The following is a 13,097-nucleotide window of genomic DNA, read 5'->3' as shown; positions in this document are numbered from 1 at the left end:
TCATGTTCACACACCTCAGAAATATCGAAACGGCCTTCCAGCAGAATAAGCGCATTGTCGCGCTGGTCATTTTAACCAGTGCCATTATCTCCGTTGCGGCTATTTATTTTGCCTTTGCGGCCTATCAGAGAGCATCCGCGCATATTTACGTGTTAGCCAACGGCAAAGCGCTGGAAGCAATTGCAGCCGACCGGAAAGATAACATCCCCGTCGAAGCGCGGGACCATATTAAAATGTTTCATCACTATTTTTTTACGCTTGACCCCGACGAGAAGGTCATTGAAAGCAATATCAGCAAAGCGTTATACCTGGCCGATGAAAGCGCACGCAACCAGTACGATGACCTGAAGGAGAAAAGCTATTACAATAACCTGATCTCCGGGAACATCAGCCAGACCATAGCGGTCGACAGCATCCAGTTGAACATGAACAGCTATCCGTATGCGTTCAAATGCTTCGCGACGGAAAAGCTGATCCGAGCGACGTCGACGATCAATAAACTGCTGGTTACGCAAGGTTACCTCCGTAATGTCAGCCGTTCAGACAACAATCCGCACGGGTTCCTTATCGAGCATTGGGAAACCCTGGCTAACCGTGACACCACCATCAATAACCAGCCATGATACGAAACATTATTGACCGTTTCAGTTGCTGGTATAATAACCTCGATGAAGCCAGGCAGGTGTATTACTACTTTGCATTTTGCCTCCTGTTCCTCGGGCTGTTATGGCTGAGTATTCATTATATCGGTTTTGACACCAAGGTATATACGAACAGTATACCACAGCATATCGGCAAACCCTCCGGGCCGCAATTCAACGATTCATTAACCCTTAAAAAACACTGATATGGAAAAGCAACGAAAATTCCTGATGGTTTTACCGCTACTGATCATTCCGTTCCTGACGATGGCCTTTTGGGCTCTGGGCGGCGGAAAAGCCGGCAGCAAACCCATTACCAAAAATAAAGGCCTGGACACCGACCTCCCGGAAGCACAGTTCAACGATAAAGCCAGCACCGGTAAAATGGCTGTTTACCAGGCTGCCCAACATGATTCCACGCAGGATGGTGTAAACCCCGCTTTTTTAAAGTCGATGGGACTGGACAAAACATCAGCACAAAAAACCGATTCTATTGCCACGCCCGATGACCAGGCAAAAAAGATACAGGTAAAACTGGCACAGTTAAATAAACAACTAAGCCAGCCGCAGGAAGTACGCCAACAGCCTGCCGGTTATGACGAGCCGGAGCCGCAGCAGGTAAAGCAGCTTAAAAAAATGATGCGCAATATGAATGGCGGGAACAACGCACCCGACCCGGAAATGCGACAGTTAAACAACATGCTGGATAAGATACAGGCTATTCAAAACCCTGCATCGGTCAAAACACCGGCACCCAAAAAAGAGGCCATTACACCGTTCCGGGCCATACCGGCTATCGTCGATGGCAAACAGAAAGTAGCGGACGGCGCAGCCGTCCGGTTGAAGTTGACCGATACGGTAACCATCAAAAACCAATTATTGCAAAAAGGCCAGCAACTGTTCGGCGTTTGCCAGGTTACCAACCAGCGCCTGCTGTTGACGATACAAAATATAAGGCTGGATAAGCAGATCATTCCGGTTGACCTGACGGTTTTCAGTTTAGACGGTATGCCCGGCATACCCGCACCTGAAGCGGAATTATCCGGTGCTGCAAGCGGTGGTGCTGACGAAGCCTTACAAAGTATGCAGTTTCTGACCATGGACCAATCATTGGGTGCGCAGGCTGCAGCCGGAGGCGTTAATGCCGCGAAGGGTCTGTTCAGCAAGAAGATCAGGAAGATCAAAGTGAAACTGAGTAATGAATACCCGGTGCTGTTACGGGATAACGGGAGGAAGAACTAATGGAAGAGGACGAACTGAATATGGACCCGAGGGAGACCGACTACTTCGACGAATATGATATGCGAGCGGCTATTAATTTTTTTGAACTGAAAACGCAACTGGCCGGCCTGGGGTATGTTGAACCGGAAATAGCCGATCGTCTACGCAACCGCATTTTAAACGGCACCGATGATTTCAAGCTGCCGCATCAGGAGCACATCGGCCCCCTGGTGCTGAACTACTCACTGGATATTCAGCGGTGTGACACGTACGGACCTTTGCTGTTTGATCACCTTGACGCGGCAATCTACGAGCCGGGAACGGATAAATATTTCTATGCCATTTTCAGCCCTGAAATTTCAAGGGACCTGGTGAGACAGGTGCTTCAAAAAGGCTTTGAAGGTCCGTTCATAGCCGACGACATGCCGGATTATTTTGATCAAAAAAAGGCGCAGGCCTTCCTGATACCAAATAACAATTTATCAAACTTTTTAAATCAAGAACATATGAACACAGAAAATCTGAATTACCTGCAAAAGCAGTTGCTGAACCTGGGGTTTGGCGAGAAACTCAACCAGGAACTGGAAAAAAACATCAAATCGGGTAAAAAGGAATTTACCCTGACCACTGACCAGGAATACAATAAGCAGAACGTTGATTATACCCTGCACTATAAGGCAGGAGACCAAAATGACATGTATTTTTTCAATAAGTACGACGCCGCCTTAAGAGACAAAGAGATGCAGCAAACCTTTTATATCAATAAAGGCGGCGGTATTACTGCTAAAGAAGCTTATAACCTGATGGAAGGACGGGCGGTTCACAAGCAGTTGGAGAACCTCGAAGGGGAAAAATACAACGCCTGGATCATCATCGACAAAGAAAACAAAACAGAGAACGGCAATTTTAAGTTACGGCCATTTACCGAAGGCTGGAATTATAAACCTGAACGCGCCATCGATAAATTAGCTATCGTCGGCATTGATGAAGAAGGTGCCCGTGAAAAGCTGATGAAGTCATTGGAAAAAGGCAATCGCCACCAGGTGACCGCGATGAAGGATGGCAAGGAAGTAAAATTGTATTTAGAAGCCAATCCGGCCGAACACCGGGTGAACCTGACGAACTGGAAAGGGGAAGCCCAGCAACTGGAGCATTACAAAAAGCCAGAGTTAAAGAACGATACAAACCAAGGCCAGCAACAAGCGCAGAAACAGGAGGCTGCGCCCGCAAAAAAGCCGCGAAAGAACAAAGGAGTTAAAGTTTAATGCAAAGAGCCCCGGTTGTAAGCGCCCGGGGCTTTTCAACAACTGCCTATATATAGAGATTGGCGTCCATGAACCGAAGTTCTCCAGCCATAATCTTTCCCCATGGGTCACTGATAACTAATGGCCTAATGTTCGGCGGATCAAAGATGTTTTTAACGATGATTAAATGATAATTACCTCTCCTCAAACGCATACTTTCCAACTCTGGACCCGTAAGAGTTATAAAGGGTGTTTGAGCCATCATCCCTTTGATCTCCAGAGCGAGATCTAAACCGGCATGATAAAAATCGTGTCCATGTCCGATACTCTGATCGTCTATATCGTCGTCTTCCAATTTAAGTATATTAAACCAGTGAACAGCAGCAGCAACAGCTTCGGAAATACCAAGTTTTTGCAATAGGCTCACTTCACCTTGCTGCAAACGCTGATAGATATGATGTTCTGCGAACATCCCCACGTCTTTCATGAGATCGTCAGCAAGGCGCCGACGCGGCTTGAATACGCCGAATCCGCCGGAGCTACCGCCAGAAATCGTATGGGCTGAGTTAGATGCTGGATTGGGTATTGCCGGTTGAAATTCCTCCGCTTGGTTAGAAATGTGCTGAGATAATAGATTGGTATAGTCATGAAAGGTACCTTGCTGTTCAACCTCCGTTATTTCCACCGGTTCCTGCACTATGGTTGTTTTGGTAACGATTCTTGGTTTGGCGGTGACCGGCGAGGTGCTCACCATGACTGGGGCTGCAATGGTGTTAGGTTCAACAAAATAAGGCTGAGCTAATATTTCACTAATATGATCCAATCTTGTCTGATCTATATTACATTCAGAAAGAAATCGCTCTACCTCTGTCCTGCGGTGAAGTATCCTCAGAATACGTTCGAATAACAGATTGATCCGTTTTAATTCTTCATTCGTAAAATGCTCAAAAAAATCCTGTAATACGATCGCTAAATCCCTGTGGGTCGTCAGCGCATTGATGCTGAGGGCTACTTCAGTATCTTCTTCTTCACCTTCTGTAAAAACGATTTGTCTGATATCTGCTTCATGGTCGCCGTTGCCGAATGTATATACGATCTCCAGTGGCTTATGAACGTAGACATTCATTTCCTTCATGATTAGCAGGGTGCCATCATCGAAACTTTCGTCGAGATCATCTTCAACAATAGCTGTCAGCAACGCAATATGCGGCGTTAGCTCGATCAGGGGTTTGGGTTCGCCTTCACCTTTGATTGCAAAAGTAACCAGCTTTGTCAATGGCTTACCGATATCTTTTGCATAGCGCCCCCAATCTCTTTTGTCCCTTTTTGTAAAGGCAAATTGATGGGCTAGTTTGTCTGTAAGCCCATGAAGCAATAGTTCATCTAGTAATATTTTTTCATTGATATGAATGCAATCTTCTCCAGGTGTCCAAGCGTATTCCTGCGTGGTTATATGGCGGGATAAGAACGGAATTTTCTTAAGCTCGCCAACGTAGCTGCGCCCTTTTAACGAATGATAATATTCGGTCAAAAGATAAAGCAGGCGATTATAGCACTTTTCAAATTTTGTGCCGTCTGCATCTTGTGCTATCTCGGGGTATGACGCGGCGAAATAACACAGTATGCGCATATAATTTGCATTGTCTTCATAATTTAAATGCATCAATTCCAGATCACTGATCGCCTCTTTGTAGAGCGTCTCATTTAATTCACAGACCGGGAAGTAATCATAAAAAATTCGGCTTTGTAACTTACCGCTTTCCTTGGAATTCATAAAGATGACGTCTGAAGGCGATTTTGGCGTAAGGGTATCGCCCAATTTGGCAAATATCCATTCCAGTTCCCAAAGTGTTCGATAAAATGAAGAATTTTTAAAACGGTAGGAAGGCTGTCCGTAACTGGTGTTATTGACGACAATCGCTTTATTTATTTGATCGAGTACGATCTCGTTTCTATAAACCTCCCAATTTTCAAGGAGCATTTGTGAAAACCGAGGCGATAGCTTTTGCGGAACGTGTAGAACCCTGTCCCGCTGCACAGTCATTATGGCTCCCGTCTCATCTTCAAAAACGGTTTCTGCGACTAAAGTCAATCCCGGTATAGTCCAAATGCCGATCGCTTCAAATAACTCACGCCATTTATTTTTCGGCATATCGCCCAAATCAAATGCGTCCCAATTGAGCGCCCAAAGATCACGGTCATAATCCTCCGCAAAATCAAAGTCTTCAAAATAGATGGGCAGGAATGCCGGGGAACGCCAGGACCGTTGGCCAGAATGAAGATGATATACCGGCAGCTCTACCGATTGGGCAATTACGGTATGATCACGTTCCTGAAGTTCGTCGAACTGTACCAAAAATTCGATTAATTCTATCATTACACGCCTGCCGACCTCATCTTTTTGCACTCTTTTCAGCACATCAAGTGCTATATCGATGAGGTTTCGCGCAGTGAAATTCTTTACCCCAAGAAATTTATTTTGCTCAGCGGGGCCGCCTGTTAATTTGATGCTATCACTTAAAAAGGACACAGAATCTTCTAATACCTGCGGTGCCTTGAGAGATGTGCCATCCTGATAATAGACAGCTGTTTGATTTCCCGTTACGCAACCGCTGCCCTGGGTTAATAATATGGCTTTACGCGAGAGGTCAATTTGTTTGGTAATGGCATAATCATATACTGATTGAAAAAATCCAGGTTCGTTGATATATTGAATGCATTTTTCTTCGACCTTAGAGGCAAAGATAGCATTGGTCAATTCGCTTACTCCGCATTCATCAATCAACCATTTTTTGATTTTCCAGTTACTTGGCACAACCATTAAACAGTAATCGCCAAGGAAACCGTCTCGGCACAATTCGTATTCTTTATTGCTGACTAACAATATTTCCGAGGGACAGCAAAACCTCGCTGAGGGTCCATGGTAGATAAGTTCCTGCTGACGCAGATTTTTTTTTATTTCATCATAAAATGCACCTAAGTTATTATTAGGATGGCGTTCGTAAGCCATGACCTCTAATACCTGATCGGGAAAGTCTTGTTTGATTGCAGTTAAAAAAATTCCACAATAATATTCAGCGATGCCTTTAAATAGCTTTTTGTTGAGTTTACTGGTCTCATGCAATCCTTTTCGTTCTAATGTGACTGAAAACAAACTATGGATACTGAAAGCAAAGCCAGTTGTAAATTTCATTGCATAGTACAAATGTAATTTAGAATCCGGTCTTGGCTCAAAGCGGCCATCATCATTGACCTGAAGTAAGAATTTGCATTCTACCGTGTCGGTGTCTCTGAATATGGTTTGCTCTTCTTCTGCAAACGTTGCTATGTCTTCATCTGACATAACCACCTGACCTTGGTAAATGTGGTATTCGGTCGGTTCTTCATCTTCGATCACCTGCAACGTAGCGCCTACATCATTCAGATGGATAAATGAATCAAAAAGGTCTATCTCTTTGATAAATTCAAGGAAAACGAGGTCGGCACCAGAGATAACATTTTGTTCAATTTGATCTATTCTGTTTTTAAACTCATTATTTAGCGGTAAAGCAAAAATGGTAGTAAAGCCCTGTGCCGCCAAATCAGGAAAAAGGTCACTTATGCTAGCTGACCGAAACATTGGAAATCTGAAAAGGGCGATGTCTATAGGTTTCCAGTTTACCAGTTCATCTGCTGCGTCCTCAACATTGAAATAGAAAGTGCCAACTTCTGTGATCACCTCCGGACGGTCAGTTATTTCCAGCACTGCATTAAAGCCGATGCCTTTATGCCCGATAAATTCCTTTGAGTCTTTCCGCGAAACTGCCGGATAACATAAACTTTGCACACCCTTTTCATCAAAAGGGACTCCATTATTGGCAAAAAAAAGTGTATCATTTGCTACCCATGTCTTGACTTTACCTGCGCCTTTACCACCTTCAACGATCGCGTCTCGTGCGTTTTGTATAAGTTCAAGAAAATATCTTGTTTGGTAAGACGTTGCAAAAAGCTGCTGAACATTCCTGTCGGATATCCTGTCATATTCGTTTTTGTCCTGATTATACTTAAAAATATCAGCAACAATCTGCTGAAGTTTAGCGGGAGTCAATACTTCGTTCATTAAAAGATGAGGTTTAAATCTATATGACGTACAGTCGATAGCTAACAGTCACTTCAAATGTAAGTAAGATAAGCAATCAAATGATACAAAAACGTTGAAATCTCACTTTCATGCGTTTCTGCAAGCTTTTAAACCAGGCATTCATTAAAACAAATGTAAAAATAAATTGTAAAATGCTAAAAATATTAGCATAACTTTACTGTCCCAAATTTAATGTCATGGCCGATGCGAAAAGAGAACTGATCGAAAGGCTGCAAAAAGATATTTTGCAATTGGAAGGCTATAGACCGCCCGAAGCAGGCAGGCGCGGCGTTTTAGGCCTGGGCCCCTTAGAAACAGCTTTCCCCAACGGCGTTTTCCCGCAGCACAGCGTACATGAACTGGTTTGCGCCAATAGTGAGCAGGCCGCAGCTTCAGGTGGATTGGTTAGCGGTATTTTGTCCATGCTGATGCAAAAAAGCGGTGTTTGTGTATGGATCGGCAGGGAAAGACGGTTGTTTGCGCCCGCGCTGGCAGCTTTCGGCATTGCCCCGCACCAGGTAATATTTATCAGTTTACATAAAGACAAGGATACGCTCTGGGTGATGGAAGAGGCGCTGAAATGTTCCGGGCTTACCGCCGTGGTTTGCGAACTGCGGGAAATGGATTTTAAGCAATCGAGGCGTTTTCAACTCGCTGTCGAAAATAGCCGGGTGACAGGTTTTGTCTTACGCAATACCAAAGATAAACTGAGTTCTACGGCTTGTGCCGCACGTTGGCAGGTCAGGTCTTTACCCAGTGCCGATATGAACGGGTTGCCCGGGTTAGGATTTTTGAGGTGGCAGGTGGACTTACTCAAAGTACGTAACGGGCACACAGGTAGCTGGCAACTGGAATGGCAGGACGGGCATTTTGTTCCGGCCGAAGAAATATTGATCAGCGAAGAAAGGCAGGTAGGTTGAGTTATGCAGAAGCGTTATATGGCCATTTGGTTCCGGCACCTGCTGACGGACGGGCTGGCACGGCGCCGGCCTGAACTCAAAGACCTGCCTTTCGTACTGGCCGCCCCGGTCAAAAACAAGATCATCATTACCGCTTCCAGCCCCACAGCCGAGCGCGAAGGCGCGTTTACAGGCATGGCGGCAGCGGATGCGCGGGCTGCTAGCGGCGATCTTGTCGTCGTTGACGAGGTACCAGGCCAGGCAGCTAAACTATTGCGGCTGATCGGCCTGGGCTGCATCCGTTATACACCTATGGTATCGATAGACCTGCCGGACGGGCTGCTGCTGGATATTTCCGGCTGCACACATTTGTGGGGCGGTGAGCGGGAATACCTGAAAGAGATCGTGCTGAAACTGCGTGCGGCCGGCTTTGATGCCCGTGCCGCTATTGCTGATACGATGGGCACGGCCTGGGCGGTAGCACGCTTCGCGCAAAAACGGCCCATCATTGCTTCCGGCGAACAGGCTGCGGCGATTACCGGTCTGCCGCCTGCGGCTTTACGCCTGGAACCGGAACCATTGGAACGTTTGCAGAAACTGGGTTTTAGAAACATCGGGCCTTTACTGGCAACTGCACCACAGGCTTTGCGCCGCCGTTTTGGCCAGGAACTGTTATTACGGATAGACCAGGCGCTCGGCCGCACAGAAGAGTACCGCGAACTACTGGTGCCGCCTGTTCCTTATTCGGAACGCCTGCCTTGCCTGGAACCTATCCGTACCGCGCCTGCCATAGAGATCGCCATCAAAAAATTATTGGAAATGCTGTGCCTGCGTTTGCAGAATGAAGGTAAGGGCGTGCGCAAAGCTATCCTGAAATGTCACCGTATCGATGGCCGCAAAGTGCAAGTCAGCATCACCACTGCCAAAGGTTCACATAGTATCTCACACCTGATGCGTTTGTTCGAGCTGCAAATCAGCAAGATCGAACCGGCCCTGGGTATTGAATTATTCGTACTGGAAGCGCCGCGTGTGGAAGATATGGAAACGGTGCAGGAACAATTATGGGCAGAGGCGAAAGGGCTGGCCGATACTGCGCTGGCCGAACTGCTGGACCGCATCGCCGGTAAGGTCGGCCCGGAGGCGATCCGGCGTTACCTGCCTTCCGAAAACCACTGGCCGGAACGCTCGGTTAAACTGGCCTCTACATTGACCGAGGAACCGCAGACCGCCTGGCCTGAATTGCCGCGACCGATCCGTTTACTGCAAAAGCCGGAAGCTATAGAGGTCATGGCATTGGTGCCGGATCATCCGCCCAAACAGTTTGTTCATATAGGCAAACGACACCAGGTCGCCAAAGCGGACGGCCCGGAACGGATCGGCCGTGAATGGTGGCGGGACAAAGGAGAACACCGGGATTATTACGTCATAGAAGACAGTGAAGGCCAGCGCTACTGGGTGTTTCGCTCAGGTCATTATGACGGCGGCGATGCGCAATGGTACTTACACGGTTATTTTGCTTAAAGAGATCACATGAATTACGCGGAATTACAGGCCACTTCCAACTTCAGCTTCCTGCGTGGCGGCTCGCATCCGCATGAACTGGCAGAGCAGGCCGCGGCTTTAGGCTATGCCGCCATCGCGATCACCGACCGTAATAGTTTTGCGGGGATTGTGCGGGCACACATGGCGGCAAAGCAGGCAGGTATCCGTTTTATACCTGCCTGCCGCCTGGATTTGATGGATGGACCCAGTTTACTGGCTTACCCGACCGATATAACCGCTTACGGGCGTTTGTCCGCTTTATTGACCAAAGGCAATCTGCGAACGGAGAAAGGCCAATGTGAACTGTACCGGGAAGATGTATATGCGCACCGGGAAGGCAGCCTGTTTGTGGTGGTGCCCCCGGCGCAACTGAACAGCCGTTTTGAGCTGGATGAACAATTTCTAAAAGACCTTTCCGCGTATCGTCAACAATTTGGCCGCTCCCTTTACCTGGCTGCTTCTTTTAACTACCGAGGACAGGACGCCAAACGCTTGTTCCGGCTGGCTGAAACCGGCGTGCCGCTGGTAGCTACCGGGGATGTACATTACCATATCGCTGAGCGCCGCGAATTACAAGATATCTTAACCTGTATACGGGAAAAATGCACCATCCATACAGCGGGGTTCAAGCTGCATCCCAATGCGGAGTGTTTCCTGAAACCGTTGGAGGAGATCGGCCGGCTGTTCAGGCGATACCCCGAAGCTTTGTCCAATGCGACGATGATCGCGGATAGCTGCAATTTTTCGCTGGATGAGATCAAATACCTGGAACCGCCGGAGCAACTGGTGAACGGCCTGACCCGCCAGCAGCGGCTGTCGCAACTGACCTGGGAACGCGCCAAAGCGGTCTTCGGTGATCCTATCCCGGAAAAGCACAAAAAGCAGATCGAATTTGAGCTGGCCTTTATTGAAAAGCGCAGGCTGGCCTGGTATTTCCTGAGGGTTTACAAGAAAACGCAAAAAGCAGAAGACCTGGGCATCCTGCACCAGGGACGCGGCTCCGCGGCCAACTCCACGGTTTGTTTTTGCCTGGGCATTACCGCAGTAAACCCCGCCAAATCCCGCTTGTTGTTTTCCCGCTTTATGTCGGAGGCCCGTGATGAATGGCCGGATATCGATGTGGATTATGAGCATGAGCGGCGCGAAGAGATCATTCAATTCATTTATAACGACTACGGCCGCGAGCGTGCGGCCATTGTCGCTACCGTCACGCAGGAACGGCATAAAGGCGCTATCAGGGATGTCGGTAAGGCCATGGGGCTGTCCGAAGACACCATCAAACGCATCGGTGCCACCATCTGGGATTTTTACGAGGAGGGCTTCGACGAAAAACGGCTGCGCGACCAGGGGCTAAACCCGCATGATCCGCTTACCCGCAAAGTGCTCGAACTGACCAGCGAACTGATCGGCTTTCCCCGCCAGTTAGGCCAGCATACCGGCGGCTTCGTGATTACAGAGGGCAAGCTATCCGATTTCTGCCCGGTGCTGAACGCCCGTATGGAAAACCGCACGCAGGTAGAGTGGAACAAGGACGACCTGGAAGATTTGGGCATTTTAAAGATAGATGTACTGGGTTTGGGTATGCTTACGATGATCCGCAAAGCTTTCGATTTGGTTTTAAAACATTACGGGCCGCGCCTGACCCTGGCTAATATACCGCAGGACGATTCCCTGGTTTACGACATGATCTGCAAGGCGGACACCATCGGCGTGTTCCAGATCGAAAGCCGCGCACAAATGTCCATGCTGCCGCGGCTGAAACCCCGTTGTTTTTACGACCTGGTGATCGAAGTGGCCATCGTCCGGCCCGGCCCGATCCAGGGTGATATGGTGCATCCCTATTTGCGCAGGCGAAACGGTGAGGAACCGGTGGTTTATCCATCCAAAGAACTGGAAGAAATACTCGGGCGAACATTGGGGGTGCCGCTTTTTCAAGAGCAAGCTATGGAAATCGCCATCGTCGCCGCAGGGTTTACACCCGCCGAAGCAGACCAGTTGCGGCGCAGCATGGCGTCTTTCAAGGCCAACGGCAAACTGCACATTTATGAAAAAAAACTGGTCGATGGTATGGTATCGCGTGGCTATGAAGAAGATTTCGCCCGCCGGATATTCAAACAGTTACAGGGTTTCGAAGGCTATGGTTTTCCGGAAAGTCACGCAGCTTCATTTGCCTTACTGGTTTATGTATCCTGCTGGCTGAAACATTATTATCCCGATGTCTTTTGCGCAGCACTGCTCAACAGCCAGCCTATGGGCTTTTACCAGCCGGCACAGATCGTTCGGGATGCGCGGGAACACGGCATCCAGGTATTGCCGGTGGATGTAAATTATTCCGAATGGGATAACATATTAGAAAATAAGGATGGTAAGTATCACTCAGTACGTTTAGGTTTTCGGCAGGTCAAAGGGTTGCGCGAGGATGATATGACCGTACTTGTCACTATGCGTGAAAAGGGTTACCGCCATATCGATCAGTTAAGGGCCGCAGGCGTACCCGAGGCCGCACTGGAAAAATTGGCGGATGCCGATGCTTTCCGGTCGATGGGGGCCGACCGGCGAATGGCTTTGTGGGAAGTATCGGCGCTGGCTGACCGGCCCATCGGCTTATTTGACGGACAGGTTTCGGAAACGACGCTGGAAGATATCGTGCCTTTACCGCTGATGACCCGCGGAGAGCATGTGGTGCAGGATTATATCTCTACCGGACTTTCGCTTAAAGACCATCCTGTAGGCTTGTTACGGGGCCAGTTAAACCGTCTCCGTAATGTGCGGATCAGCGACCTGGCCCGTTATAAAGACGGTGACTTCGTGCGACTGGCAGGACTGATCACCGTGCGGCAGCGGCCGGGAACAGCTAAAGGCGTACTCTTTATGACCATGGAAGATGAGACCGGGTCAGCTAACCTGGTGGTCTGGCAGCAATTGTTCGACGAATACCGCAAAGAGATCGTGCAGTCCAAATTGCTCATGGTGATGGGTAAATTACAGGTAGCCAATGGCGTCACCCACCTGGTGGTACGCCGGTGCTTTAACCTCAGCGCGCTGTTGCGCAGCCTGACCGAAACCGAGATGCCGCAAACGTTAGCCCGCGGCGATGAAACCACCAAGCCGGGCAATTATGATGGCCGTTCAACGCCACCCGCCGTGCCAACGGAAGGGGCTTTCCATAAAGGGCGCAATTTTCATTGATTGCCAGGTACGATGGGCCATGATTGCATGGAGGGCCGCAGATAAAATTGTTAATGCACAATGCCGGTGAAGTCGAAAAGAAGCAACCGTCACCAGGTTATCCCGCGAAGGATGGCAAGGAAGTCAAATTGTTTTTAGGCGCTAAAAAAGCCTGAACTATATCGGTATACAGGCATTCTACTTTATTGATACCCAATTTTTAATAAAACTGCCACCTGCTGCAATCAAAGCAACAAAATAT

8 protein-coding genes are annotated in these 13,097 nt (G+C 48.3%); 7 read left to right on the top strand and 1 reads right to left on the bottom strand.

Translation table 11 applies throughout. The features are described from left to right. Positions 1-2 precede the first annotated feature (2 nt). From traK to BLS28_RS17865, 4 genes are read left to right on the top strand one after another with little or no spacing between them, the layout of a single operon-like run. Positions 3-623: a conjugative transposon protein TraK gene (traK, locus tag BLS28_RS17880; protein WP_091170962.1), complete on the top strand. Its 621-nt coding sequence runs from the start codon at positions 3-5 to the stop codon at positions 621-623. Then, positions 620-847 (top strand): hypothetical protein, encoded by a 228-nt coding sequence (locus BLS28_RS17875; RefSeq protein WP_091170441.1) that lies wholly within the window; start codon positions 620-622, stop codon positions 845-847. Before traK ends, BLS28_RS17875 begins: the two co-directional genes overlap by 4 nt. Before the next feature lies 1 nt (position 848). Then, positions 849-1,883, top strand: coding sequence for a conjugative transposon protein TraM (traM, locus tag BLS28_RS17870; protein WP_091170438.1), 1,035 nt, complete (start codon positions 849-851; stop codon positions 1,881-1,883). Next, on the top strand, positions 1,883-3,127 hold the full coding sequence (locus BLS28_RS17865) for a hypothetical protein (protein ID WP_091170435.1): 1,245 nt from the start codon (positions 1,883-1,885) through the stop codon (positions 3,125-3,127). Before traM ends, BLS28_RS17865 begins: the two co-directional genes overlap by 1 nt. A 46-nt stretch (positions 3,128-3,173) precedes the next feature. On the opposite strand, the gene BLS28_RS17860 is transcribed toward BLS28_RS17865, so the two are convergent. Next, positions 3,174-7,205: a sacsin N-terminal ATP-binding-like domain-containing protein gene (locus tag BLS28_RS17860; protein ID WP_091170431.1), complete on the bottom strand. Its 4,032-nt coding sequence runs from the start codon at positions 7,203-7,205 to the stop codon at positions 3,174-3,176. A gap of 218 nt (positions 7,206-7,423) precedes the next feature. Between BLS28_RS17860 and BLS28_RS17855 the strand changes: the two genes are divergently transcribed. The 3 genes from BLS28_RS17855 to BLS28_RS17845 are packed head-to-tail and all read left to right on the top strand — an operon-like array spanning position 7,424 to position 12,856. After that, positions 7,424-8,146: an ImuA family protein gene (locus BLS28_RS17855; RefSeq protein WP_091170428.1), complete on the top strand. Its 723-nt coding sequence runs from the start codon at positions 7,424-7,426 to the stop codon at positions 8,144-8,146. Between the two features lie 3 nt (positions 8,147-8,149). Continuing rightward, entirely contained in the window at positions 8,150-9,646 is a 1,497-nt protein-coding gene (locus tag BLS28_RS17850) for a Y-family DNA polymerase (protein WP_091170422.1), read from the top strand. A 9-nt stretch (positions 9,647-9,655) separates the two neighbouring features. Beyond that, positions 9,656-12,856, top strand: coding sequence for an error-prone DNA polymerase (locus BLS28_RS17845; protein ID WP_091170419.1), 3,201 nt, complete (start codon positions 9,656-9,658; stop codon positions 12,854-12,856). Positions 12,857-13,097 lie beyond the last annotated feature (241 nt).

Origin of the sequence: Mucilaginibacter gossypii, assembly GCF_900100945.1 — a bacterium.
GTDB classification, from domain to species: Bacteria; Bacteroidota; Bacteroidia; order Sphingobacteriales; family Sphingobacteriaceae; genus Mucilaginibacter; species Mucilaginibacter gossypii.
The sequence above is the reverse complement of the archived record's forward strand: the minus strand, read 5'-3'. Positions and strand labels throughout refer to the sequence as shown.

What these genes read in the sequence shown, in the direction of transcription:
- traM (WP_091170438.1), top strand. Translation starts at nt 849, where the DNA reads ATGGAAAAGCAACGAAAATTCCTGATGGTTTTACCGCTACTGATCATT.
- BLS28_RS17875 (WP_091170441.1), top strand. Translation starts at nt 620, where the DNA reads ATGATACGAAACATTATTGACCGTTTCAGTTGCTGGTATAATAACCTC.
- BLS28_RS17850 (WP_091170422.1), top strand. Translation starts at nt 8,150, where the DNA reads ATGCAGAAGCGTTATATGGCCATTTGGTTCCGGCACCTGCTGACGGAC.
- BLS28_RS17865 (WP_091170435.1), top strand. Translation starts at nt 1,883, where the DNA reads ATGGAAGAGGACGAACTGAATATGGACCCGAGGGAGACCGACTACTTC.
- BLS28_RS17860 (WP_091170431.1), bottom strand. Translation starts at nt 7,205, where the DNA reads ATGAACGAAGTATTGACTCCCGCTAAACTTCAGCAGATTGTTGCTGAT.
- BLS28_RS17845 (WP_091170419.1), top strand. Translation starts at nt 9,656, where the DNA reads ATGAATTACGCGGAATTACAGGCCACTTCCAACTTCAGCTTCCTGCGT.
- traK (WP_091170962.1), top strand. Translation starts at nt 3, where the DNA reads ATGTTCACACACCTCAGAAATATCGAAACGGCCTTCCAGCAGAATAAG.
- BLS28_RS17855 (WP_091170428.1), top strand. Translation starts at nt 7,424, where the DNA reads ATGGCCGATGCGAAAAGAGAACTGATCGAAAGGCTGCAAAAAGATATT.